This is a genomic window from Paenibacillus sp. P32E, from assembly GCF_001909085.1.
Lineage (GTDB): Bacteria > Bacillota > Bacilli > Paenibacillales > Paenibacillaceae > Paenibacillus_AQ > Paenibacillus_AQ helianthi.
In genome coordinates this window covers 72306-98016 of sequence record NZ_LVYY01000003.1, presented here as the reverse complement: position 1 = coordinate 98016, position 25711 = coordinate 72306, and the positions used below count along the sequence as shown (strand labels likewise).

Sequence of the window (25711 nt, the reverse complement as noted above, 5' to 3'; positions counted from 1 at the left end):
GATTTGTAATTACTTGCGGTTCTTGGAAGCGGAAAAGATGACGGCAGCCAGAATGATGATGCCCAGAATGAACTGCTGAATATAAGGATTCATGTTCAGGAATACGAGCAGATTAAACAGCAGCCCGGCGAGCAGAGCACCTAAAAATGCACCCCAGATTGTGCCTTTTCCGCCGGATAAGCTGGCTCCGCCCACTACGACGGCGGCGATAGCGCTCAGCTCCATGCCTGTTGCTCCGCTGTTGCCGGACATCGGCTGATAAGCGCCGGTTCTGGAGGCAATCAGCAGGCCCGCTATCGCAGCGAACAATCCGGACAGCGCATAAACGCTCAGCTGTACTTTTTTAACGTTGATGCCCGAGTTATAAGCCGCCACCCGGTTGGACCCTACACTGTATATCTGCCGCCCAAAGATCGTTTTGTTCAGCAGAATGAACCCGATAATGTACAACACCAGCATGATAATGACAGGATTAGGAATAGCCCCCATGTACCCACCGCCAATGGAAAGGAAGCTGTCGCTCGCTTCTCCGCTGATGCCTTTGCCTTTCGTCATAAACAGCGTGGTTCCGTCGATAATTACCTTGGTTCCTAGCGTTACGATGAATGGCTGCAGCTTCCCGAAGGTAATCAGCATGCCATTCATGAGACCGAGGAACAAACCCAGTGCCAGGACAACAATCACAATTACGCCGGTTGGCGCCTGCAGCTGAACGAGCATAATAGCCGTTAAACTGACCGCCTGCATCACGGAACCCACCGACAGGTCAATGCCGCCGATCAGTACTGTCAGCAGCATCCCGATCGACACGATGGCCGGATAGGAGATCTGCCGTAGCAGATTTGAGAAGTTATAGGAAGTGAAAAACTCCGGTGAGAAGATCGGAGAGATTAATGTGACGATTACGATAAACAGCAGCAGCAGCGTCTCTTCCTGTTTCAAGAGCGTACGGGCTTTCTGAATGGTTTCCATCTGCCTGATTCCCCTTTTTTTAATGGGACAATGATGGCTTTGCTTACTGAAGCAAAGCCATCATTGCTAATTCAAATTTTAATCCTGGTACCAGTTGCAGACATATGGATGATTGGTTAGCGATTCCGGTCCGTCTTTGCGGATTACAACCGTATCTTCTACACGGGTACCGGCATATCCGGGAATGAGCAGAGTAATTTCAAAAGCGATCGTCTGGTTCTCGACCAGAATATCCTGGCTGTCCGGGCCTACTACCGGAATTTCCTCCTCCGGATCCATGCCTGTGGAGTGGGCGCAACCGCGGCCTTCACCGGCCATATGCGGATAGCCTTCGCGCTTCAGCACTTCGTTGGCGGCCACATCGGCCTCCGCGCCGGTCATGCCCGGTCTCAGAGCGGACATTCCCGCTCTCCATGCTTCCAGGCAGGTATCGAGCAGGCGCTGTTTCTCCGCATCCACCTTGCCGTAAGCTACACCACGCGCCATATCGGACGAATATCCGTTATAACGGCAGCCGATATCGATGAGGATCGTGTCGCCTTTGACAATTTCGCGGTCACGCGGGCGGGCCAGGAAGAAGTCCCCGGAGTTCGGTCCTGATTGGACCATCATGTCGAACGAGACGGTGTCCGCACCGCTCGCGAACATGTGCGCCATCGCTTGACGCGTCACTTCTCTCTCGGTCAGGCGTTCGGTGGCGAGCAGCTCGTGGATTTTTTCAATCCCCATGTCCGCCAGTCGGCCGGCTACTTTCATATTACGGATTTCCGTTTCGCTCTTAATCGACTTCAGGTACTCGATAATATTGGTCTTCTGCAGCACCGAGGTTGGATTCAGGCTGTCGCGGATCGTCTCATAGAATTCAAGCGCGCAGTATTTCGAACCGCTGAGGCCGATCTTGGCGGAATTTCTGCCTTTCTGGAAATCCTTCAGCACATTGCCGAGCTCCTGGCGGATGCCTCTTACATCGGAGAACCATGTCTCGTCGGCGGCATAGGATACCAGACTGCCTTCCGCGAACAGCGTAGGTTCGCCGTCAAGCGGGATAAACACCATAGCCGGATACGGGAATACCCCGTCAAATGCGCGATAGTTGGCTAACCAGCGGACATTGCTCATACGGTACGAGTCTGAATAAACCAGCAGCCCGTCCAGACCTTCAGCTTCCATTTTCACTCTTGCCTTCTGCAAACGTTCCTTGTACTCGGTTACCGGAATTTCCTGCAATACGTCTTCAAAACCCATGATGAATTCCTCCTGAATTTATAATTGGATTGGTGTTGTCTGATATGTTTCTTTTAGAACGTTGAATTCGGATCGTAGAAGTTATCGACATTCGACTTGTCGATTACAGGAGAGTCCAGAATCACTCTCTTCTGAATCTCTTTGCCGTTCGCCGCATCGATTGCCAGCTTCACAGCCGTCTCGAAGCTCCATTCATTTTTCACGGTCATCATCAGCTCATCCGTGTTCTTGATCTTCTCCAGCGCTTCCTTCTGGGAGTCCATGCTGACCACCTTGATCTCGCTCATCCGGTTTGCTTTCTTAATGGCTTCAATTGCGCCGAGCGCCATCTCGTCATTCTGGGCGAACACGAAGTCAATCTTGCTGTTGGCCTGCAAAATATTCGTCATCACCTGCATCGCCGGCAGCCGCAGCCATTCTCCGGATTGCTCCGCCACGATCTTGATATCCGGATACTTTTGAATCTCCGGCATGAATCCCTGCGTACGAAGCTGGGAGTTGGTCGACTCGACGACACCGTTGAGGATGACCAGATTGCCCTTTTGGCCCATCTTGTCAGCAATGTACTTCGCCGCCTGCTGGCCCATCGTTACCTCATCCGAAGCAACGAATGTCGTATAGGGAATGCTGTCATCGTCCGGTACGCCGGAGGCCGCGATAATCAGCGGGATGCCCGCTCTTTCCGCTTCCTTGTATGCGGGGTAGATCGCGTTGCCCGACAGGCTGCTCACGATAAGGGCATCGACATTGCGGGCGATCAGGCTCTCGATGTTGGCGATTTCCTTGTTTGCGTCCCCTTGTCCATCTGTCACAATGATCTCAACCCCGAGATCGGCGGCTGCCTTCTTGGCCGTATCTACGTTGGCAATCCGGAACGGGTGATTCATGACCGTCTGCGAGAAACCGATTACAATTTTTCCGTCTCCAGATTTCCCGGATGAACCAGAGCCTTCGGATGTACTGGCCGCTTCTGTCGTGCCTGCATTACCAGCTCCTCCGCCGCATCCTGTAACCGCTATCAGAAGCACTAAAAACAATGCCAGTACCGAAGTTTTTTTCTTCATCATTATTCCCCCTGTCATTAGTGTTGACCTAGCCGCCGTCCTCCTTCCAGTGTTTATAGCTTGTTGCCTTGAATTGATTATATAATTAATCGCCGCCCGATTAGGGTTGAAAAAAATGACATCAGGGTTGAAAGTTTTGATGCCGGAGAGTAAAAAGAGCAAAGCAAGCCGTAACAAGGCTTGGACTTTGCTCTGATGCTGTCTTGAACCTTATTTGCTTGCTCCTGTCTGGGAACATGAAAGCGGCAGCTGTAAACAATCTGTCCCGGCTCTGCTCGATTGAACAGTCAGCAGCAAATTACATGGCCAGGAGTTATTGACCGGCTCCCTCTTATAAAAAAGAAAAAGTCCTGTCCACGCCCCCTCACCGCCAATTCCTAGCTAAACCCAATTTGACGCCGAAATTACGCATTCACCTTGCCTAGGGCGAATATCTTAAAGGGAGAGTACATTTTTATAAAAATGAGGCGATTCACTTGGGATACTTTGTTACTGTGGAACCGGGCGTAAGAGTATTTATAGAGGACATCAATCCGAAGGGAAACAAAACGATACTTTTTATTCATGGATGGCCGCTAAACCATAACCAGTTCGAATATCAGTTCAATTTCCTTCCTAAGCTCGGATATCGTTGTATCGGAATGGACTGGAGAGGATACGGGAATTCGGATAAACCATTTGCCGGGTACAATTTCGATAGATTAGCGGATGATGTCCGCATGGTCATCGAGGCGTTACAGTTAAGAAACATAACACTTGCAGGACACTCTACCGGAGGCGCGATATCGATTCGTTATATGGCCCGTCACAAAGAGTATGGGGTATCTAAACTCGTCCTGATGGACGCTGCCTCTCCATCTAGCGTTCCGAAAGAATTTACAAATAAAATCATCGAAGATACAAATCATGACCGGCCGCAAATGCTGCAGGACCAAACCGGAATTTTCTTCTTTCAGTATATTTCCGTACCGAAATCCGATTGGTTCGTTTCAATGGGATTACAAGCGGCGAATTGGGCAACTTCCGCCATTATGGCCACGCTTAGAGATGAGAATGTTTACAACGATCTCGGTCAGATCAATGTACCCACATTAATTATTCACGGAATTCATGATAAGGTCGTTCCGTTTACCAAAGCTGAGGAAACAAATAAGCTCATCAAAAATTCGAAGCTGGTTCCGTTCCATTACAGCGGTCATTGCGCTTTTTTAGAGGAGCGCGATAGATTCAACCAATTATTATCTTCTTTTGCATAACGACTCGGATTAGCCGGACCATCGCTCCCATAAGTCTAATTTTTAAAGCCTTACAGCCTATTTTCAATATAATGTCCGCCTCAAAAAAAGCCCTGATAAATCAAGGGTTTCTTGATCATCAGGACTTAATTGTTGTGCCAAAAATCGTTACAAGCCTATGCCAAACTACGTTCCAAACGGTGACAAGGTGAGTTTCAACTCACAGGACAGGAATTATTGTTTAGTTAAACCCCCGCTGCCGCATTCCCTCAAACAGCAGGATCGTCGCGGCCATCGCCGCATTAAGCGATTCGGCACGGCCGGCCATCGGGATAATGATGCTTTTGTCAACGAGGGCGGCCGTCTGTGGCGAGATGCCCTGTCCTTCGCTGCCGATCAGCAGCCACTGGCTGCCGTGAAAATCATGGGTGTAGCAGGAGTCCGTTCCCGTCAGTGAAGTGCTGACCAGCAGTGCACCGCGTTCCCGGGCCTGCGGCAGAATGGCACTCAGGTCCCCCTCCACAACCGGGAGATGGAACATCGAGCCCATCGTAGAGCGGATGGTCTTCGGATTGTAGAGATCGGCGCAGCCTTTGCCGAGGATCACGCCGTCCGCACCTGCGGCATCGGCACTGCGGATGATCGTCCCTACGTTGCCAGGGTCCTGAACACCATCAAGCACCATAACCCAGCTGTCCTGCTTCGCGAGGATGGCTTCCAGGCCCTGTTGCTCCTTGCGCACAATGGCAAATACCGGCTGCGGTGTCCCGGTGCTGCTGCACTTGGCGATAACCGCCGCTGATACACCGATGACCTCCATCCCCTGCACCGATTGGAGCAGAGGCTTCAGCTCAGAAGGCATGCCTGTATCCAGGTCAAAGGCCAGGCATTCCACATCGGCTTCAGCAAACAACGCCTCCTGTACCAGATGGATTCCTTCTATAATATATTTGCTGGTTTTGTCACGGTGCTTCTTTTCCTGAAGACTGGCCCATTCCTTCACCCGCGTATTTTGGGGAGACATAATTTCCATAGGGGTCCTACCTTTCTGTTCCGTGCTGCGCCTATTGATACGCTATTTCCAGCTTCGTCAGATTGTCCTTCCGGCCAACGATGACGAGTACATCACCTTCGACCAGGCGGTCTTCCGCTCTGGGGGAAATGTTCATTTCCTCTCCACGGCGGATAGCCATAACGTTGCAGCCGTATTTGGCGCGGATGTTCAGCTCCTGCAGGTTCTTGCCCAGCATCGGTCCAGACACCTTCATATCGAGGATGCTGTAATCCGGCGACAGCTCGATATAGTCAAGGATATTAGGCGAAGCCAGGTGATGTGCCACCCTCATGCCCATATCCCGTTCGGGATAAATCACTTTGTCTGCGCCAATCTTGCTTAGCACCTTGCCGTGCAGCTCGCTTTTGGCCTTGACCAGAATCGCCGGAACGCCAAGGTCCTTCAGAATCAGTGTCGTCAGAATGCTGGCCTGAATATCTTCACCAATCGCCACCACCACCACATCGAAGTTGCGGATGCCCAGCGCGCGCAGCGCCTCTTCATCTGTGGAATCAGCGGATACGGCATGGGTTACAATGCTTGAGATTTCTTGCGTGCGCTGCTCGTCAGCATCGATCGCCAGCACATCGAATCCCATGCCGCTGAGCGCCTTGGCGACACTTGAGCCGAAACGCCCCATACCGATTACGGCATATTGTTTTTTTGCAGCCATTTCTGTACCTCCCGTAGCAATTTGCATCTCACACAGTATAGCATAAGGAGCCCCAAACTTGAATTTCCAGTGCACTTTCAGGGCACATTATAACGAGGCAAATATTAGTTGAACTTTGGAATACCCAAAAAACCTAAGGGGGCTCTATTCATGCCGATTACCATTGATTTGCGCCAGGCGATTATCCATAAAGTGCACGGTCAGTCCGAAGCCGACCTGCGGCAGATGATTGAAGGCTCCGTGGACGGGCCCGAAACGGCGCTGCCTGGATTAGGTGCTGTATTCGAAATGATGTGGAAGGATCTGGACCACGCCAAGCAGGATGCACTGGTCTCAATGCTGCACAACCATTTGGAGAAGATCACTCCAGGTTCCATCACCTCCCAGCAGTGACGCTAGTTCCAGCACAAAAACCTCCGCGTTCCACAGTGCAGCTGCGCATGTGGAGGCGGAGGTTTTTTGACAGAGAGCCTCTCTCTGGTACTAAGACCCGTTACACAAATCGCTCACTCAAGGAGCAGTCTCCAGGAACTTTGCAGTCGGATTCTTTTCCATGGCCGTACGCATCGCGTATTCGTTCTCGAAGAGCACAACATAGTTGCCTTTCTTGTCCGTGACCAGCGTGGAGTTGATGCGGAACTTGCTTGCGTCGGGCTTGTTCTCATCCACAATCCAACGTGCGAACTGATAGCTCATCCGCTGCAGCTGAACATCTACGCCATACTCGCCTTTCATGCGGTATTCGAACACCTCGAATTGCAGCTGTCCAACGACACCCAGCAGAATATCATCGAAGTTGACCGTGCGGAACACCTGAATCATGCCCTCCTCGGTCAGCTGGTCGATTCCTTTCTGGAACTGCTTTGATTTGAGGGCGTTTTTGATACTTACTTTGGAGAAAATCTCCGGCGAGAACGTCGGCAGCTCGTCGAATTCGATATCTCCAGCCTGGCTCAGCGTATCCCCAATGCGGAAAATGCCCGGATCGAACAGCCCGATAATATCCCCCGGAAAAGCTTCCTCAACAATATCACGGTCCTGAGCCAGGAATTGCTGCGGCTGGGACAGCTTAATATCCTTGCCGGCACGCACATGCTTCACACTCATACCGCGCTCGAACTTGCCGGACACGATCCGCAGGAAGGCGATCCGGTCACGGTGGGCCGGGTTCATGTTCGCCTGGATTTTGAAGACATAGCCGGTGAATTTCTCGTTCGTCGGCTCTATGGAACCGACAGTACTGCGGCGCGGCTCCGGCTTCGGTGCCAGCTCCAGAAAGTTGTCCAGGAAGGTCTGCACGCCGAAATTATTAATCGCACTGCCGAAGAATACCGGTGTCAGCTCACCGCGCAGTACTTTTTCATAGTCAAAAGCATCCCCTGCCACGTCAAGCAGCTCCAGATCCTGACACAGCTGGTCATGCAGGTAATCTCCGGCCATCTCGCGGATGATCGGGTCACGGTAACTTTCAACCTTTTGCACGTTGATCACAGAGTGATCGTCGCCCTGGAACAGCTCCACCTGATTCTTCATCCGGTCATATACGCCGCAGAGCTCGCGCCCTCCGCCGATCGGCCAGTTCATCGGTACAGAGCGGATGCCCAGCACATTCTCCAGCTCTTCCATTAGCTCGAACGGACTTTGACCTTCACGGTCTAGTTTGTTAATGAACGTAAATATTGGAATCCCCCGTTTGGCGCAGACCTGGAACAGCTTGATCGTCTGTGCTTCCACACCCTTGGCTACGTCAATCAACATGACTGCACTATCCGCAGCCGTTAAGGTACGATAGGTGTCCTCACTGAAATCCTGGTGACCCGGGGTATCCAAAATATTCACCCGGTGATCCAGATAATCAAATTGCATCACGGAGGAAGTAACAGAGATTCCGCGCTGCTTCTCAATTTCCATCCAGTCACTTGTCGCATGCTTACTCGCTTTACGGGCCTTAACCGAACCCGCCAATCGGATCGCGCCGCCGAACAGCAGCAGCTTCTCCGTTAATGTTGTTTTCCCCGCATCCGGGTGGGAAATGATCGCAAACGTTCTGCGTTTGTCCACTTCCTTTTGCAGCTTCTGATCCGGTGCCATATGGTTTGCACGTATCCCTTCATATATAAATTCATGCTTCTGCTTCAATTACCGGGTGCCCATCAAATCGGTGCTCTGCTCATTGGTACAAACCCCTTTATCGGTGAAATTGCCGTTGTCACATACCGCTATTGTTACATTTCCGCTTCTGGTGAAAGCATCCTTCTCAGTATAACAAAATCCGGTGGAGATTATCTACATAATACGCGGCAGAAGGCAAAGTTTGTTGGTAAATTGTCGGGGGAATGATTATCTGAGCAAAGTGGTAACCATGCAAAAATCCCCCTGCAGCCATCAAAGGCAACTGCAGGGGGAAACTCTTCATACCATAAATCATTTACGCGATGAACTAGCTGTTAGTCTGCCACACCACGTTGTCTTCATCCTGTCCATTGACCGGCCACCAGTGGAAGCCTTCACGAGCCAGCAACTGATCGGCTTCAACCGGACCCCAGGAACCTGCCGGATAGGATGCCAGATCACCTGTGCCTTCCTTCCAGGCCTTCGCAATACGGTCTACGAAGGACCATGCCGATGACACTTCATCCCAGCGGGTGAAGTAGGTTGAATCGCCGCGCGCGGCATCATGCAGCAGACGCTCGTACGCCTCCGGCGAGTTGATGCCGACCATGCAGCTCTGGCAGAAATCCATAGCGAGCGGCTGGATTTCCGATTCCGAGCCCGGCTTCTTGGCATTGATCTTCACATAGATGCCTTCCATCGGATTGACGCGGATGACGAGGAGGTTCGGTTCCAGTTTATGCTTTTGACCCAAATAGACGTTGGTCGGCATACCCTTGAACTCCACAACCACTTCCGTTGTCTTCACAGGGAGACGTTTACCAGTACGGATATAGAAAGGTACACCCGCCCAGCGGAAATTATCGACAAATACACGGGCCGCAAAATACGTCTCAGTATTCGACTCCGGATCTACCTTGTCCTCCTGGCGGTAAGCCGGAAGGGTTTTGCCTTTGTGGAGTCCTTGTGTATACTGTCCGCGTACCACATTCTCATGTACTTCCTCGGAGGAAGCGTAAGGCCGCAGCGAGCGTAGCACTTTAACCTTCTCATCACGGATATCTTCAGCCAGGAGACGGCTTGGCGGTTCCATCGCAATCATCGTCAGCAGCTGCAAAATATGATTCTGGCCCATATCACGCAGCGCACCGGCATGGTCATAGTATCCGCCGCGTTCCTCTACCCCAACGGTTTCACCGAGCGTAATCTGGATGTTGGCAATATGCTTGTTGTTCCAGAGCGGCTCGAAGAAGGCATTGGCAAAACGGATCACTTCAATGTTCTGCACCATTTCCTTACCGAGGTAATGGTCGATCCGGTAGATCTCTTCTTCCTTGAACACCTGGCGGATCTGCTCGTTCAGCTGTTCAGCAGATTCCAGATTATAGCCAAATGGCTTCTCGATCACGAGACGGTTCCAGCCCCGGGTCTGCAGCATGCCGCCAGCCTTGAGGTTGAACGAGACACTGCCGAACAACTCGGGAGCGAGGGCGAGATAGAACATCCGGTTTCCTGGAATATGGAACTTCTCTTCCAGCACTTCGGTCTGCGCGTTCAGTTCACGGAAGCCGTCAATATTGTTGATGTCCAGAGACTTGTATTCAAAATGCTGAACGAACTCATTCCATTCGTCTGCGTCTGAAGCCTGGTAGCGGCAGAATTCATAAATGGACTCCTTCACATCTTCACGGAATTCATCTAGGGTACGGGGACGCCGAGCCACGCCAATGACCGCGAAATCATGGGTCAGCTTGCCCTCACGGTACAAACTGTAAATCGCCGGGAAAAGCTTGCGGCGGGCTAGATCTCCGGTTGCCCCAAAGATAAAGAATACAGCACCGGGTGTATGCAGTGCATCAAGGGTTTGATTTTCAGCCATGGCTCCTCATCTCTCTGTATGTAATATAGTTGACAATCATTCTCATCGCCAGATAGTTTATGAAATACATCTACGGCGTGATGTCATTTTATCATATCTGTGAAAAGGATGCTATCACATTCCTGACAGTTTTTCTCGGGATTTCGCAAATTTCCATTACTCTTTCTTATTTGTTTTTGTGCTCCCGCTTATAGAACAGTGCAGTCCGGCATTCACAAACATATTATACCCTCATGCCAAAAGCTCCGCAAACGCAGGCCTGCATCAGAGGTTTTGGCCGCCAGCCTTCAAGCATAACAAAAAGCCGGCTTCAGGATATAATATCCGTGTAACGGCTTTTCTGGAAAGTATAGTTTAGCAAGGAGTTCGTATTGAACCCCCTGCTCAGTATTCAATAGTAATTAAAGGCAATCCGAGCGTTACCCGGTTGGTGTTGTTGTTGCCGTTCTTATGAACCGCCAGCTGTAGCGCAATGGAATGGCTTCCGCTGCTGACCGCGCGCTCAAGGCCCGGCACACTGTAGGAGCGGCTGTATGTAGTGTCGTCTTCGTAGCTCTCTTCCGGGTTCATTCCGGGGAGCTGTTCTTGGATCGATTGTTCTATTGAAAATAGTGCAGCTTCCGGCCCGCTCTGAGCCTTAGCAGTCCCTTGCAGCGAAGCATTCCATTCAGCAGCAATGCCCGCCTGAAGCATCTGCTGTCCGGCCGACTCCGCAGCGGCCGGAAGCTCCGGCGCTTTCCGCAGATCCGCCGTCTCAAAGGTCACAATGACGTAGCTGCGTGCGCCTCCCAGCTCACTCCAGAACAGCGTGACCTGTGCACCGTCCAGAGCGGCACCCGCACGGGAAGTCATATGCCCGTCTTCATCAGACCGGCTGACAGTTCCAAGCCCAAGCTGAGCCGCCAGGTTCCGTGCAGCCTCAGCAGCAGATACGCCGGATGTACCGGTACTGTAATCGCCTTGCCACTTCAGGACAAGCCGGAGCGGTGAGTCCGGCAGAGTGGCTATACCGCCAAGGCTGGTTATACGTTCGAGAGAATCCGCGAGACTGCCTGTACCCTTGTCGGCCGTGGCCTGAGATGTAGTCTGGGCTGAGCTGATGGAATAGGCAGCTTGTGAGGGCGTATGTACAGCTGCCGCGGGAGCAAACCGATGGGATGACGCGGTGTCTTCAGCCGATGTTGTCACCCCGGCTGAACCTTCACCTCCGGCAACTCCTGCACTGCGGAATCCGGCCAGCAGTACAGCCGCCAAGCATAATCCGGTCAGCAGCAGTGTCCCTTTGCCAGCACCTCTTCTTATCCCTTGGTTCCCCATCGTCAATCTTCCTCTCTATCCGGTCTAGTAATCTACTAAACAGGATATCCAGGAAGAGAGATTATATACCTGCGGTTATTCCGCAAGTCCGTTCTTATAAGCATAAATGGCCGCCTGGGTACGGTCCTCTACACCCAGCTTGGCCAGTATATTCGTCACGTGGAATTTCACGGTCTTAATCCCGATAATGAGCTGGTCCGCGATATCCTGGTTGGATTTGCCCTGAGCCAGCAGCTTCAGTACTTCCATCTCGCGTTCGGTAAGCTCCTTATAGGCCGGCGCTTCTCCGCCTTTGGCATTGGAGCGGAACCGGTTCATCATCTTGGAGGCAACCTGCGACTCCAGCACCGATTGGCCTCTTGCAGCAGCGCGGATGGCATCCGCCACTTCACTGGCCCGCGAGGTTTTTAGCAAATAGCTGAACGCGCCGGCTTCAATGACCGGATACATCTTTTCGTCATCCAGGTAGCTGGTGAGCACAATCACTTTACAATCGGGGTACAGCTTCAGAAGCTGTCTCGTCGTTTCAATCCCATCCATGCCATCCATAACCAGGTCCATCAGGACCACCTCAGGATTGTATTCCTGAGCTAGCCGTATGCCTTCTTCTCCACTTCCTGCCTCACCCACCACTTCGATCCCATCCTCGGTGCCGAGCACCGCAGCAAGTCCAATCCGGACCATTTCGTGATCGTCTACAAGCAGTACTTTAATCGCCTGCGCTTCTTCCATCTCCATGGTACCCTTGCCTCCTATTCATTGACTAATGGTACGGTAATCTCAATCCGCATGCCTTTGCCCGGAGCGGTAATGAACTGGATCGAGCCTCCGGTCTCAATAATCCGCTCCTGCATGTTCGACAAGCCGTAGGATGTCTGCTTGCTCTCATCCATCTCGAACCCGACTCCATCGTCGCGCAGCGTCAGGCGGACAGTGTCGCCCCGGCGGTGCAGACGGATCTCCATCTTCTCCGCCTTGGCGTGCCGCAGGGTGTTGGAAATAGCTTCCTGCACGATGCGGAACAAATGATTCTCAATGCCCTTCATCAGTTGTACATCCGGGTCCATCTCGAACACAATGTCAATTGGGACCTTGATCTCCAGCTCCTTAATCAGCTCCTGCAGCCCCTGCCGCAGCCCTTTGCCTTCCAGATAGACCGGGCGCAAATGCAGCAGCAGTGCCCTCATCTCGGACTGGGCGACGGCAGACATTTCCTCAATCAGCGCAATTTGCCGCTGCGCCTTGTCAAAGTCCTTTTCCAGCGTCCGCCCTACTGCCGTAGCCGTCATGGAGATCGCGAACAGCTGCTGAGACACTGCGTCGTGCAGTTCCCGGGCGAGCCGTTGCCGTTCTTCCATAATCGCTGTGACGCGGGCCTGCTCGGCCAGCTTGGCGTTGTTCGTCGAGAGCCGCTGCAGCGTATTCACCTGGTTCTCCCATTTGCCGCTGATCCGGCTAAGCTGCTCACTAAGCCGGCCCAGCTCATCATTGCCCAGCTCCGGCATGGCCGGGGTCAGATTCCCTTTCTCCCAAGCCACCAGTGTCGCCCGCAGGAGCTCTAACTTCCGCTTGGTCCGGAATCCTTGGTAAAAGCCGAAAACGATACCAAACACCACCGGCAGCAATATTAGTGATACCGCTGTCCGGACACCGATTTCCCAATTCTCAAACGGCTGCAGATATCCATATGTATACATGATGTACAGGAAAACGAGCAGCATGACCAAAGAGAAAAGAGCTCCCTCCCCCATGCTGCGCGTAACCATATTACTGCTTTTTTTGCCCATGCCGGGAAGCCCTCCTCCATGGTTCCGTGTCAGACCACTCAATCTGCCCGCACATCCAGGTCACCCATAATATAAGAAATATTAAACTTCACTTTCTGCTCACAGCTATCGTAGTTAGCTGACTTCCAATTCAGCCGGTTTAGCATGCCCGCGTCGCGGTGGCTGCCGAATTCAATGGAGCCGAACAGCACAAATGCCTCGATCTCCACGCCATAATCCTCGGACAGGTGTATGTCCGTATCGCCAAAGATCCCCTGGAACAGCATCACGGTCTCCCGGTCCTCTGCCATCGCCAGCGACAGGTCAATATCCGCCTCACCCAGCACATGCCAGGCGCTCAGGCTGCGCATCACCCAAGGTGACAGATCCCAGTCAAATCTGGAGGAGAAGCTTTGCTTCTGCATAAACCCGCCCCTGCGCTGTATCCGTCTGGATTTGACAAAAAACATCCCCAGAGAGATCAGGCAAATCCCGAGCACCAGCAGCAGGTGATCCAGCAGCAGCAGTACTGCGCCAACTCCCAGTAGCTTATAGCCTTGCTTGACTTTGCCCGACGTTGTCCGGTAAATCCCGAGCAGCAGGAACAGAAGCGCGACAATGGAAAAAAAGCCGAGCCATCTGCCAAATATCATTAAGCAGCCGACGCCGATCAGTCCTATGGCAAGCATACGGTTCCGTTTATCCATTTCGCACCTCCTATAAGTTTTGCGGAGCAAAACTCTCTTCGTAAGCATAAACCTTAAGTTTTGCGAAGCAACTCTCTTCGTAAGCATAAGCCTTAAGTTTTGCGGAGCAACTCTCTTGTAAGCAGTATCCTTAAGTTTCCCGCATCCCGCTACAAAAGCCATACCGGTATGGAAGATCCATACCGTATGGCTTTACCTTGATCAGCATATCATATCCGCCTATGATTTAGGAACAGGCTTTATTCTTCTTTTTTATCCAAAGAAGGGGATGATGGTGATGTGTTCAGCTTGCTCTTCAATGCAGCGAGCTGCTCTTCCACTTTCAGTTGCTTTTCAGCATCAACCGGTTTGCTATATGCTGTTGCCGAAGGGTTGTAAGGGGCACGCATGACATCAGCTTCCGCTTCAAGCTGCATGATTTTTTCTTCCATCCGGTGGAAGCCCAGAGATGCGCTGCCGCTCTCGATGGCGTGAACACTGCTGATTTGCGACATTTGCTTCTTGGCCTTGGCCATTTGTGCACGGGATACCAGCTCATTGCGTTTGTTGCGGAGCTTGTAGAATTCGTCCTTCATATCATGAAGCTGCTGTACCAATTCCTTGGCCTGCACTTCCGCCTGAGCGTGAAGCTCGCTGTATTCGGCTTGCTTCTGGTCGAAGTAGATTTTTTCTTCCAGCAGCTTGCGTGTAACTTCCTCCTGGCCATTCTTCAGTGCCAGTTCAGCCTGGGCTGCACGTTGTCCGGATACCTTCGCAGCTTCCTCTACACGCTGCTTCATGCGGCGTTCATTGGCCATCTGCTTCGCTACAGTTACCTCAGCTTCGTGAATTTCAGCCTCCATATCGCGCAGATATTGATTCAGCATTACAATTGGGTCCTCTACCTTATCCAGCAAGTCATTTACCGACGCCTTTGTCATATCCTTAATCCGTTGAAATACTCCCATAATTTACACTTCTCCCTTCTCGTATTTGGCAAGTTTTTGTTTGAGTTCTTCGACTTCTTTTTGCAGGGCTTTCTTCTCAATATCCTTCATCATGGCATCAATACCGGAGTCTTGTGCCGAATAGGCACCCGCTTTATCATAACCGGGGTTATAGCCCGGCTGGCTACCGTAAGGGCCGAATCCGCCCTGTCCGTGAGGGCCCTGCGGTCCGCGTCCATGCTCAGGTCTTCCTGAGTAAGGGCCGCCATAAGGGCCACCCGGCGCGCCGGGTCCAGGTCCGAAAGGATTATACTGGGTCGGCTCTTTGGGTATAATAAGCGCTGCGACAAAATAAGCAAGAATGGTAGCTCCGCCTGTAAAAGGAATACTAACCACCAGCAGAATCCGGAACAGGGTGGAGTCGATGCCGAGCGTTTCGGACAATCCACCTGCCAGCCCTGTCATCACCTTATCTTGGGTTGAACGATACAATCGGGTCATAGAACTACTCCTTTCCATCGTTGTTCAGCTTCTCCTTCAGGCGGGCCATCTCTCTTTCGAGTACAGTCGCCACGGTTTCTCCTGCCTGAATGGCGTATTCCTGGCCCATGCGGCGCAGATCGCGCAGACTCTTCGCTTCCAGCTCCCAATCGCTCATCCGGTCTTCCAGCCGGCCGAACATTTTGGGAACGTCACCGCCATTGCCATAGGCCGTGGCTCTTTGGTTCATGCGCTGCTGCAACCGCAGCGACTCCATCCGTGCTGCATAATACTGGCGTTTGCTGTATACCGTCTGATACTCCATTTTCAGCTCGTTCAGCTGGCCTTCAAGCTCAAAAAGTGATTGCTGGCTCTGCTCCAGCAGACCGCTGTACTGCTCCAGCTTTTCCTCGTGGATAATCTTTTCCTGAAGCGCCAGCTTAGCCAGGTTATCCTCGCCAGCCTTGAGCGCCAGCAGCGCCTGCTCTTCACGTTTGTTCCTCATGGCCGTCGCCTGATTCACCTGCTGCTGCAGCTGCTTCGTATGGGCTGCATATTGCTGGTACAGCCTCTCGGCTTCGGCGATTTCCTCACGGGTTGAATGTAGAAATTGATCGATCAGCTTCACCGGATCCTGGCTCTGTTCCAGTCGTTCATTTAAGTTAGCTACGGTAATATCCCTCATGCGGCGAAAAACACTCATGATTTTCGGCTCCCTCCCTGCTTCTTATTAAGTAACCTTGAATGCTTAATATGTTCCGTTTTTTCTACCCTTCAGCACCGAGATGCCCCAAACCACCAGTGCGATACCGAGCAGCGGTCCGATGATCCAGGAAAGCTTCGCGATCAGGGACATGACACCGATGAACAGCACCACCCAGCCGATAATCTTGCGTCCGCTTTTAATTCCGTAGTACCCGAGAACAACCAGCAATACCGGGAACAGGAGTCTGAACATTCCATGGATCAGCGGAAGGGCAATCCCCATCAGCATAATCGCTCCAAGTACGATCAGAACAACCGCAAGTCCATTACCTTGTCTTCTTTGCATTTTTTCTCACCGCCTTTCGTTAACCTTGAACCTTATAGCCTTATTCTAGGGCAAACCGCAGACTTTCAAAACAGACCGTGGACGGTTTTGTGTACTGGACCTTAGTCGGGGAGGCTATGCGACTGCAGGATGCCTGGACGGGGAAAGCGTACTCTCCGGCACCCCCAACTTCGGATTGCGTAATCCTGCAGCGTTGTACATAATATGGAAGTAAACAGCCTGGAGCATGAAATCATCCTTATCTGGCTATTGTTTGCAAGCGGCACAGCAAAGGAGCATAACCCATGAAGACACTACTCATCGTTGAAGATGACCGAAGCCTGAACAAAGGGATCGCCTTAACCCTTGCCCAGAATGATTTTGCGATACAGCAAGCCTACGATATTGCCTCAGCGGAGCAAATCGTTTCTTCTATTAAGATAGATCTGATCGTTCTGGACATCAATCTCCCTGACGGAAGCGGATTAGACTACTGTGAGAAAATCCGTAGAACCTCTCAGGTACCGATTATCTTTTTGACCGCAAATGACCTGGAGCCGGATATCGTTACTGGATTTGAGCTTGGAGGCGATGACTATATTACCAAGCCTTTCAGTCTGATGATCCTGCGGGCCAGAGTCATGGCCGTTCTCAAACGGGCTTCCTCCCGCGGCGGGGATAAGTTCACACTCGGCCCCTTGAGCTTTGATTTTGGACGGCTGGAATTTTATAAGAATTCAGAACCCTTAATCCTTAGCAAAACCGAACTGAAGCTGCTGAAAATACTGGTTACGAACCCCGGCATGATTCTAGGCAGAGAACAGTTAATCGACAAGATCTGGTCGCAGGAGGCTGAGTTTGTGGATGAGAACGCACTTACGGTAGCTATCAAACGGCTGCGCGCCAAGATCGAGGACGAGCCTTCGGCTCCGAAACACATCAAAACCGTCTATGGCCTGGGGTATATGTGGGCGGAAAGACCGAATCTATGACCAGCCGTAATGATGTACGGAGCTCCAAACGGGCGAACTTTATTTTTTCGGCAATCTTAGTGCTTCTGGTATCGGGTTACGCTGGAAGGGTCATGTTTCTGGAAGGGAAGCAGCCGGCACTCACGGAACTGACGCTCCTCTTCGTATCCTGTATGCTGATCCTGGGAGCCTTATGGAACTGGATGCTGCGGCGGCAGCTTACAGCCTTTATGAATTCAGTAGATGAAATGGTGGACCGGGCGATTCATGGACGGGAGAAGCTGACCCATTTTGACGAGACCAGTCTCTCTTCCCTGGAGCATAAATTATTACGCTACATTGAGATTAACCAAGCGAATGAGCAGAATCTGGAAACCGAAAAAAACACCATCAAGGAGCTCATCTCGGATATCTCCCATCAGACCAAGACCCCTCTCTCCAATATCCTGCTCTACAGCCAGCTGCTTGCGGAAACGCCTGATCTAGGTGGAGATACGCGGCTTCTGCTGAACCAGATCGAGTCGCAATCGGAAAAGCTCGAATGGCTGATCACCTCACTGGTCAAATTATCCAGACTGGAAACGGGGATGATTACCCTGCAGAGCGAGGTCACCCCTGTTATTGCGACGATTACCAGCGCTGTATCCCACATCTATACCCGTGCGGAAAATAAGGGGATCAGTGTCCAAATTGCATGTGATCCGCTGACAAAAGCACGCCACGATCATAAGTGGACCAGCGAAGCACTGTTCAACCTGCTGGAGAATGCGGTGAAGTATTCGGAAGCAGGCGGCAGTATCCGGATTGCGGCCGAAGGCAATGAAATGTTCACTCGTATTGATATCTCTGATACAGGCATGGGGATTCCGGGGAATGAGCTTGAGCATATCTTCAAACGGTTCTACCGGGGACATAGCGCCAGGGAATACGAAGGCATCGGAATTGGGCTCTATTTAACGCAGAAAATTATCAGCCTCCAGGGAGGTTTTATTACAGCGGCCTCCGGGGTCGGCACAGGTACGAAGCTCTCGATCTTCCTCCCCCAGGTCTAATGGTGTCAATCCTGACAGATTTCAGACACTGCCCGGTTAGATTGGTCTGATATCTTAAGGAATAACCCAAGATGATGGAGGAATGACCTACTCATGCCTATTTTGAGAATCGAACATCTGAAGAAATATTATGGAAAAGATCCGCAGACCACTGTAAAAGCGCTGGATGATGTGTCGCTGTCCGTGGAGAAAGGGGAGTTTGTGGCCATTGTCGGCACCAGCGGGAGCGGAAAAAGCACGCTGCTGCATATGCTGGGCGGCCTCGACCGGGCTACGGCAGGCAAGGTATTTGTGGATGGCAACGATATTTTCGCGATGAGCGATGAGAAATTGACGATTTTTAGACGCCGGTCGGTCGGATTCGTCTTTCAGAGCTACAACCTGGTACCGATCCTGAATGTACTCGAAAATATTCTGCTTCCTATAGAACTCGACGGCGGCAGCATCGATCAGACCTATCTGGACGAAGTGATCCGGGCTTTGGGCCTGCAGGAGAAAATCCACAATCTGCCCTCCAATCTTTCCGGCGGCCAGCAGCAGCGGGTAGCTATTGCCAGAGCCCTAGCCACCAAACCTTCGATCATTCTGGCGGACGAGCCTACGGGCAATCTTGACAGCAAAACCAGCCAGGAGGTACTGATTCTGCTGAAGCAGATGAGTGAAAAATTCAATCAGACCATTGTCATGATTACCCATAACGAGTCTATCGCCCAGACCGCAGACCGCATTATCCGCATTGAAGACGGGCGTATTGTTTCAGGGCATGCTGCCTCCAGCGGAGCAAGTCCGCTATGATCAGCACAAACAACCGTAAAATTGTAACCCGACTCTCCCTGAAAAGCCTCAAAGCTAATCCGATGCGCAATCTGGCCGTGATCTGCGCTGTCATCCTGACTACCCTGCTCATCACCTCCATTTTCACCATGGTCCTGAGCATTAACAAATCCATGGAATTGACCCAGATGAAAACCGTTGGCTCTGATTTTCACGGAGGCTTCAAATATCTTACCCCAGCCCAGGTGGAGATCCTGAAGAAGCATCCCTCTATACGGGAATACGGTGTTTCCCTGAATGCAGGGGACCTGGAGGATGGGGTTTTCAAGGATAGCCCGGTTGAGGTTAAGCGGATCGACGAGGCTTACGCCAGGCACGGATTTATTAACTTTATCGAAGGCGGGCTGCCTGCCGCTGAGAATGAAGTTGTACTGAATACCTGGGTGATGGACAAGCTCGGCATCAAGCATGCGCTGGACCAGCAGGTGACTCTGGATATTAATATCGGGGAGCGCGTGATTCATCAGGATTTTATCGTATCGGGATATTATGAGGCAGACAAAAATTTGTCGATGGCAGGACTGGCTTTCGTCTCTGAGGCTTGGGTGCAGAAGAATCTGTCCTCTATTGATCCGGTAAAGTACAAGGCCAACAACACCTATGTGAACACCGCAGAACTGAGCGTAATGTTCAACAATGCCGTGGATATCGAAAAAAAACTGAACAAAGTGCTCGCGGATACCGGCCTGGATGTGCCAATTGGGATCAATTGGGCCTACACCGCTTCATCTCTCTCGGAAAATATCATCAATCTGGTCCCTTATCTGGCGGTCATTCTGATCATCATGCTAAGCGGATATTTGCTGATTTATAATATCTTTTACATATCGGTTGTACGGGATGTCAAGTTTTACGGCCTGCTGAAGGCGATCGGAACTACGCCGAGGCAGCTCAAGAGAATCATTACGATCCAGTCCCAAGTGCTGTATCTGATCGGCCTGCCCTTCGGGCTCGCTTCCGGATACGGGATGGGCCGGTTGTTGTCTCCGCTGCTGGGCAGCTTTTCAGACGAACCCACCGAAACGGCTTATTCGTCCAGTCCGTGGATCTTTGTCGGGGCTGCCGTGTTCGCCTACCTGACGGTATGGATCGCGGCAAGCAAGCCGGGCCGGATGGCTGCACGGATTGCCCCTGTAGAAGCTGTACGGTTCGCAGGCGTAAGCGCTAAGCGCAAGATGCACAAACGTTCGAAACGCGGGGCACAGCTGTACGCCATGGCCTTCGCCAACCTGTTCCGCAACAAAAGGAAGCTGTTCCTTATGCTGACCTCGCTCTCCTTAAGCATGATCTTGTTCAGCATTATTTTTACCGTCATCTCATCGCTGGATGTCAATAAGTACCTCAGCACATTTATAAACGGTGACGCAGTTATCCGCAACAGAGCTATCGTGCAGAGCGCGGGCGAGCGGCCCGGTGATCCCTATAAGCTTTCGAAGCCGTTCATAGACGCATTAGGGAAGATTGACGGTGTTGAACGTGTGGACAGTGTCTATTTCAAAGTTGAGAACTATACTATGGATGACACTATACTTGGAGCGCTGAAGCCTTTGGCAGAGACTGCTCCATCAGACCCGGCTCTTGCAGCGGTTCTTAAGAATAACTTCATTCAGCTCAATCTCTACGGCATGGATGCCGGCTGGTATGACCTGGTGCAGAAGGATATCATTGAAGGCAGCTTTGACCCGCAGAAATTCGCCTCCGGAAACTATGTGCTGATCACCGAATCCAACATGGCAGAGGATACTTACAAGTCTTATTACCATCCCGGTGACCAGGTGAAGTATGAGGGTCTGGGCAAAAGCTATGAGGTCATGGCTGTTCTACATAATGATGCTCTTTATGCCGCAACTACCCAATCCTTCACAGCCTGTGGCTATAATGCTTTTTTTCCTTCCTCAGAATTGACCAGGGAGCTGCCTGCGGGAAGCGATCCGCCTATGGCTCTATCGGCAACGCTCCACGTCGACCCGGCCAAGCTCGACAGTGCTATGCAGACCGCCAAATCTATTGCAGCATCAAGCGATGAACTGTCCTACAAATCTAGAGAGGACTATCGGCAGGAGCTTGGCGGATTTATCCGTATTTTTCAGACGATCGGTTACGGCCTCAGCTTCGTCATTGCTCTCATTGGCGTCCTTAATTATATCAACACGGTGATTACCGGAGTCATTGCGCGAAAAAATGAATTCGCTCTGCTGGAGAGCATTGGCATGACCAAGCGGCAACTGAAAAAAGTTCTGGTGTACGAAGGGGTGTTCAATGTGCTATTAACCGTGTCGGTCACCTCGACCTTAGGCGTATTTCTGACTTACCGGATTTCCAAAAGTATTGCGGACAACATGGCCTTTACTGTCTTCCATATGGGCTGGCTGCCCTTTATTCTGGTCGTTCCGGTCCTGGCTGCGATTGCGTATACCGTTACCTTATTCTCCTATAGAATGCTTAGCAAGGCCACGGTTGTGGAACGACTGCGGCAAACGGCCTAGCAGGTAGCTTTTTTGAGCAGAAACGGCTTCAGTGTTCTCAAGAAGAGGTAGTGTTCTTTTATAAACAAACGACATTCGTCCATATGGACTCTGCTTTTCTCCATAGATTTAGGTGCTGAACCGACTTATACTGAGGCTGACTCTCCACTGTCCGCGTGCAGTAATGGCGGCTTATGACGGACAGTGGGCATGCTTACATTATGATCTATATTCTGATGCGTATATCATGCGTCCCTGCATCCGCCACTCTAAATCTGCAGACATCCCAGGAGGTTGTTACCTTGTCCATCATTTACGATGCCGAGCATCAAGTCTTTCATCTGCAAACTGCAAATACCAGCTATGTATTCGGCCTTGTCCGCGGCGCCTATCCCGTGCATCTGCACTGGGGCCGAAAAATCCGTGGCGCTGCCCTATCCGATTTGTACGGTCCCGGAGCCATGGGCTTCAGCAGTACGGTTGATCCCAAGGAGCCAGCTTTCTCCCTGGACACGCTCCCCCAGGAATATCCCGGGTATGGCTCAGGGGACTTCCGGGAGCCTGCCTATGAGACTGAGCTGCTGAACGGCTCGACTGTAACGGAACTCACCTATGTATCCCATAGCATTCTCAAGGGTAAACCTGCACTGGAGGGGTTGCCAGCCGTATATGCGGAAAGCGGCGATGAAGCGGAAACGCTGCAGCTTGTACTGGAGGATACCGCAGCAGGCGTGCGTGCCGTGCTGTCCTATAGCATACTGAAGGGCTTCGATTCCATCATCCGCTCTGCACAGCTCACAAATACCGGCAGCGGACCGCTGAAGCTGAACCGCGCCTTATCGGTAGCGCTCGATTTCCCGCATGACAATTATGAGCTGATCCAGCTGTCCGGGTCCTGGGCCCGCGAACGCCATCTCGTTCGCGCCCCTCTGCACAATGGACGGCAGGGCATTGACAGCAAACGCGGCGCCAGCAGCCATCAGCAGAATCCGTTCCTGGCCCTGCTGTCCCCGCAGACTGTGGAGGACAGCGGAGAGGCTTACGGTTTCAGCCTGGTCTACAGCGGCAGCTTCAGCGCGAATGCCGATGTGGACCAATATGGAACTACACGCGTAACGATGGGCATCAACCCGTTTGGATTCCGCTGGCTGCTTGCGCCCGGCGAGAGCTTCCAGACGCCCGAAGCGGTGCTCGTCTATTCCGACCAGGGCATCGGCGGCATGTCCCGGACCTACCATCGGCTGTACCGGACCCGCCTGGCGCGGGGACTGTACCGCGACGAGCCCCGTCCAGTGCTGATTAACAACTGGGAAGCTACTTATTTTGACTTCGATGCTGACAAAATCGAAGATATCGCCCGTGCCGGCAAAGCGCTGGGCATCGAGCTGTTCGTGCTGGATGACGGCTGGTTCGGCCGCCGCGACGACGACACTACATCACTGGGCGACTGGTTCGTGGATACCCGCAAGCTGCCGCAGGGTCTGCCCGATCTGGTGGAACGGGTCCGGCGGCTCGGGATGCAGTTCGGCCTCTGGTTCGAGCCGGAGATGGTATCGCCGGACAGCGATCTGTACCGTGCTCACCCGGACTGGTGCCTGCATGTACAAGACCGCAGACGCAGTCAGGCCCGAAATCAGCTGATTCTGGATCTGTCGCGCCAGGAGGTATGCGATTATATCATCGAATCGGTCAGCACTGTGCTGGCATCAGCCCCAATCACCTATGTCAAATGGGATATGAACCGGCATATGACTGAGATCGGCTCCGCTGCCCTGCCGCCTGAGCGCCAGGGAGAAACGGCTCACCGCTATATGCTGGGGCTGTACCGGGTAATGGAGGAAATCACCTCCAAATTCCCGCATGTATTGTTCGAGAGCTGCTCCGGCGGCGGCGGCAGATTTGATCCCGGCATTCTTCATTACATGCCGCAGACCTGGACCAGCGATGACACCGATGCCGTGGAACGCCTCAAAATCCAGTACGGTACCAGCATCGTCTATCCGGCCAGCAGCATGGGCTCCCATATCTCGGCAGTTCCGAACCATCAGGTGCACCGCAACACCTCGCTTGCGATGCGCGGCGACGTGGCGATGTCCGGTAACTTCGGTTATGAGCTGGATCTGACCCAATTCACGCCAGAGGAACAGGCGGAAGCGGCTGCCCAGGTCGCCTTTTACAAGGAAATCCGTTCCCTTGTCCAGCAAGGCGACATGTACCGGCTCCTATCGCCGTTTGAAGGTAATGAAACGGCCTGGATGTTCGTAAATGAAGGCCGGACCGAAGCACTGGCAGGCTACTTCCGCGTACTGGCCAGTCCGAATACGAACCGCCCGCGCCTACGCCTTCAGGGGCTGGACCCGGAGAAGGACTATATGTTGAAGGAAACCGGCGACGTATATGGCGGCGACCGGCTGATGTATGCCGGACTGCTCCTGCCGGAGCTGCACGGCGACTTCCAGAGCAAGCTGTTCCACTTTGTGGCTGTGGAAGAATAACAGGTACAGAAAAGTATATTATTGGTGAAACCCAAAACCGGCTATGCCGTCCTTATCGGGACAGCATAGCCGGTTTTGGGTTGGGGCTGTTAGACGATGCGGAGGCGATATCGGGCACCCCCTGCACTGCAGCGGACATCGGTCATTTGGCGAACGCTCGGGCACTCCATTCGCTGAGTATCCCCTCGCTGATAAATGGAGCCAAGGGCGGCAGCGCTTTTGCGCCTTCTTTGGCGAGGACCTCCTTGGCGAGTTCATCCAGCATCTCCTCGCTGATAAACGGAGCGAGCGGCGGCAGCGCTTTTGATCCCTCTTTAGCCAGAATCTCCTTGGCGAGTTCATCCAGCGTCTCCTCGCTGATAAACGGAGCGAGTGGCGGCAGCGCTTTTGATCCCTCTTTAGCCAGAATCTCCTTGGCGAGTTCATCCAGCATCTCCTCGCTGATAAACGGAGCGAGCGGCGGCAGCGCTCCTGCGCCTTCTTTTTCAAAAGCCTGCTTCGCACATTCATCTAGTAATTCCTCACTGAGAAAAGGAGCGAGTGCGAGGAGATCGCTGACAGCCGCACTCTCTTTTACATGCTCAAAAGCCTCACCGATCTGCTCTGATTGAAGTAACGGCGCAATCTCCGAAAGCTCTACGGCGGATACGGCATTCTGCTGGAAATAATCCTCCGTTGTGTTGTCCAGCACACTCCCGATGAACCGGGTTCCCTTCCCTTCACCCAGAATCTCGTCGATGCCGACATTGAAGATTTCCGCCAGCTCCGGGAGCTTGGAGATATCAGGCATGCTTGCGCCTCTCTCCCAATTGCTGACCGCCTGATAGCTAATCCCCAGCTTATCCGCGAGCCCCATTTGCGTAAGTCCTGCGGCTCCTCTTAATCTAACGATATTCCTGCCTGTCTTTAGCATATCGAACATGCTACCACCCCTTCGGCTGTGATGTCCTCAGTGTATCGACTGCTGCTGATTTTGTATATCAAGCGCTGCTTGAGTTCCTGTCTTTTGCGGCCTGCCGCGGAATAGGGTCACCAAAACTACGGCCGCGATAATGATAACGGCAGCAGCCAACGTGTTCACGGTAAGTTGTTCACCCCCCATAGCCCAGCCCAAGATGACAGCGACTACCGGGTTGACAAAGGCGTAGGTCGAAGCCAGGGACGCGTTTTTTAGCAACCAGATATAGGCCGTGTAGCCGATTGCTTACATGGTCACAGATATTTGAATCATGAATGTGTCACCGACTTTCCACACAGACCACAACGCAACGCCGATCATATACCCCGAATTCACACCAGGTTTCTGCTGCACACTCCACCATCCTCTCTTCATATATATGAAACCCATCTTCATATATAGTAGATTTTCGATCCAGCTTGCCGGCTCGTTGACGCACCTAGGGCCACGGGATATGCAGCAGCTTGCCAACCTCT

25 protein-coding genes are annotated in these 25711 nt (G+C 52.3%); 7 read left to right on the top strand and 18 right to left on the bottom strand.

Features of this window, described 5'->3' with window-relative positions; genetic code table 11:
* Positions 1-9: 9 nt before the first annotated feature.
* The 3 genes from A3848_RS04505 to A3848_RS04495 form a co-directional block, all read right to left on the bottom strand.
* On the bottom strand, positions 10-972 hold the full coding sequence (locus A3848_RS04505) for an ABC transporter permease (RefSeq protein ID WP_074083763.1): 963 nt from the start codon (positions 970-972) through the stop codon (positions 10-12).
* 78 nt (positions 973-1050) lie between these two features.
* Complete coding sequence (locus A3848_RS04500) at positions 1051-2217, bottom strand: M24 family metallopeptidase (RefSeq protein ID WP_042217512.1); 1167 nt, start codon at positions 2215-2217, stop codon at positions 1051-1053.
* A gap of 53 nt (positions 2218-2270) precedes the next feature.
* Positions 2271-3281: a substrate-binding domain-containing protein gene (locus A3848_RS04495; RefSeq protein ID WP_074083762.1), complete on the bottom strand. Its 1011-nt coding sequence runs from the start codon at positions 3279-3281 to the stop codon at positions 2271-2273.
* A gap of 476 nt (positions 3282-3757) precedes the next feature.
* Between A3848_RS04495 and A3848_RS04490 the strand changes: the two genes are divergently transcribed.
* Positions 3758-4537 carry an alpha/beta fold hydrolase gene (locus A3848_RS04490; RefSeq protein WP_074083761.1) on the top strand — a complete coding sequence of 260 codons (780 nt, stop codon included), beginning with the start codon at positions 3758-3760 and terminating at the stop codon, positions 4535-4537.
* Positions 4538-4757: 220 nt separating this feature from the next.
* Here A3848_RS04490 and A3848_RS04485 read toward each other — a convergent pair whose 3' ends face one another.
* Both A3848_RS04485 and A3848_RS04480 read right to left on the bottom strand, forming a co-directional pair.
* On the bottom strand, positions 4758-5549 hold the full coding sequence (locus A3848_RS04485) for a TrmH family RNA methyltransferase (protein WP_074083760.1): 792 nt from the start codon (positions 5547-5549) through the stop codon (positions 4758-4760).
* 31 nt (positions 5550-5580) lie between these two features.
* Complete coding sequence (locus tag A3848_RS04480) at positions 5581-6270, bottom strand: potassium channel family protein (RefSeq protein ID WP_074083759.1); 690 nt, start codon at positions 6268-6270, stop codon at positions 5581-5583.
* A gap of 123 nt (positions 6271-6393) precedes the next feature.
* Between A3848_RS04480 and sspI the strand changes: the two genes are divergently transcribed.
* On the top strand, positions 6394-6636 hold the full coding sequence (gene sspI, locus A3848_RS04475) for a small acid-soluble spore protein SspI (RefSeq protein WP_074083758.1): 243 nt from the start codon (positions 6394-6396) through the stop codon (positions 6634-6636).
* Between the two features lie 117 nt (positions 6637-6753).
* Here sspI and A3848_RS04470 read toward each other — a convergent pair whose 3' ends face one another.
* The 10 genes from A3848_RS04470 to A3848_RS04425 form a co-directional block, all read right to left on the bottom strand.
* Positions 6754-8334: a peptide chain release factor 3 gene (locus A3848_RS04470; RefSeq protein WP_074083864.1), complete on the bottom strand. Its 1581-nt coding sequence runs from the start codon at positions 8332-8334 to the stop codon at positions 6754-6756.
* A 349-nt stretch (positions 8335-8683) separates the two neighbouring features.
* Entirely contained in the window at positions 8684-10234 is a 1551-nt protein-coding gene (gene zwf, locus A3848_RS04465; protein ID WP_074083757.1) for a glucose-6-phosphate dehydrogenase, read from the bottom strand.
* Positions 10235-10618: 384 nt separating this feature from the next.
* A complete protein-coding gene (locus A3848_RS04460; protein WP_074083756.1) occupies positions 10619-11551 on the bottom strand; it encodes a YwmB family TATA-box binding protein in 933 nt (310 codons plus the stop codon).
* A 75-nt stretch (positions 11552-11626) separates the two neighbouring features.
* Complete coding sequence (locus A3848_RS04455; RefSeq protein WP_074083863.1) at positions 11627-12283, bottom strand: response regulator; 657 nt, start codon at positions 12281-12283, stop codon at positions 11627-11629.
* A 20-nt stretch (positions 12284-12303) separates the two neighbouring features.
* Positions 12304-13338, bottom strand: a complete 1035-nt coding sequence (locus A3848_RS04450; protein WP_074083755.1) for a sensor histidine kinase — start codon at positions 13336-13338, stop codon at positions 12304-12306.
* 38 nt (positions 13339-13376) lie between these two features.
* On the bottom strand, positions 13377-14024 hold the full coding sequence (gene liaF / locus A3848_RS04445) for a cell wall-active antibiotics response protein LiaF (protein WP_074083754.1): 648 nt from the start codon (positions 14022-14024) through the stop codon (positions 13377-13379).
* A 239-nt stretch (positions 14025-14263) separates the two neighbouring features.
* Positions 14264-14971 carry a PspA/IM30 family protein gene (locus A3848_RS04440; protein ID WP_074083753.1) on the bottom strand — a complete coding sequence of 236 codons (708 nt, stop codon included), beginning with the start codon at positions 14969-14971 and terminating at the stop codon, positions 14264-14266.
* Between the two features lie 3 nt (positions 14972-14974).
* Positions 14975-15451, bottom strand: a complete 477-nt coding sequence (locus A3848_RS04435; protein ID WP_074083752.1) for a PspC domain-containing protein — start codon at positions 15449-15451, stop codon at positions 14975-14977.
* A 4-nt stretch (positions 15452-15455) separates the two neighbouring features.
* Positions 15456-16133: a PspA/IM30 family protein gene (locus A3848_RS04430; protein ID WP_074083751.1), complete on the bottom strand. Its 678-nt coding sequence runs from the start codon at positions 16131-16133 to the stop codon at positions 15456-15458.
* A gap of 45 nt (positions 16134-16178) precedes the next feature.
* Positions 16179-16481 carry a hypothetical protein gene (locus A3848_RS04425; protein ID WP_074083750.1) on the bottom strand — a complete coding sequence of 101 codons (303 nt, stop codon included), beginning with the start codon at positions 16479-16481 and terminating at the stop codon, positions 16179-16181.
* A 284-nt stretch (positions 16482-16765) separates the two neighbouring features.
* Here A3848_RS04425 and A3848_RS04420 point away from each other — a divergent pair, with 284 nt between their 5' ends.
* From A3848_RS04420 to A3848_RS04400, 5 genes are all read left to right on the top strand, one after another.
* Positions 16766-17452 carry a response regulator transcription factor gene (locus A3848_RS04420; protein WP_074083749.1) on the top strand — a complete coding sequence of 229 codons (687 nt, stop codon included), beginning with the start codon at positions 16766-16768 and terminating at the stop codon, positions 17450-17452.
* Positions 17449-18483 (top strand): sensor histidine kinase, encoded by a 1035-nt coding sequence (locus A3848_RS04415; protein WP_074083748.1) that lies wholly within the window; start codon positions 17449-17451, stop codon positions 18481-18483. Before A3848_RS04420 ends, A3848_RS04415 begins: the two co-directional genes overlap by 4 nt.
* Before the next feature lie 93 nt (positions 18484-18576).
* A complete protein-coding gene (locus tag A3848_RS04410) occupies positions 18577-19278 on the top strand; it encodes an ABC transporter ATP-binding protein (RefSeq protein ID WP_074083747.1) in 702 nt (233 codons plus the stop codon).
* Positions 19275-21803 (top strand): ABC transporter permease, encoded by a 2529-nt coding sequence (locus A3848_RS04405; RefSeq protein ID WP_074083746.1) that lies wholly within the window; start codon positions 19275-19277, stop codon positions 21801-21803. Before A3848_RS04410 ends, A3848_RS04405 begins: the two co-directional genes overlap by 4 nt.
* 281 nt (positions 21804-22084) lie before the next feature.
* Complete coding sequence (locus A3848_RS04400; RefSeq protein ID WP_074083745.1) at positions 22085-24277, top strand: alpha-galactosidase; 2193 nt, start codon at positions 22085-22087, stop codon at positions 24275-24277.
* A 142-nt stretch (positions 24278-24419) separates the two neighbouring features.
* On the opposite strand, the gene A3848_RS04395 is transcribed toward A3848_RS04400, so the two are convergent.
* From A3848_RS04395 to A3848_RS32780, 3 genes are read right to left on the bottom strand one after another with little or no spacing between them, the layout of a single operon-like run.
* Positions 24420-25199: a helix-turn-helix domain-containing protein gene (locus A3848_RS04395; protein ID WP_074083744.1), complete on the bottom strand. Its 780-nt coding sequence runs from the start codon at positions 25197-25199 to the stop codon at positions 24420-24422.
* A 27-nt stretch (positions 25200-25226) separates the two neighbouring features.
* Positions 25227-25454 carry an EamA family transporter gene (locus A3848_RS04390; protein WP_244169709.1) on the bottom strand — a complete coding sequence of 76 codons (228 nt, stop codon included), beginning with the start codon at positions 25452-25454 and terminating at the stop codon, positions 25227-25229.
* A 27-nt stretch (positions 25455-25481) separates the two neighbouring features.
* Positions 25482-25610 carry a hypothetical protein gene (locus A3848_RS32780; protein ID WP_256702144.1) on the bottom strand — a complete coding sequence of 43 codons (129 nt, stop codon included), beginning with the start codon at positions 25608-25610 and terminating at the stop codon, positions 25482-25484.
* Positions 25611-25711: the final 101 nt, after the last annotated feature.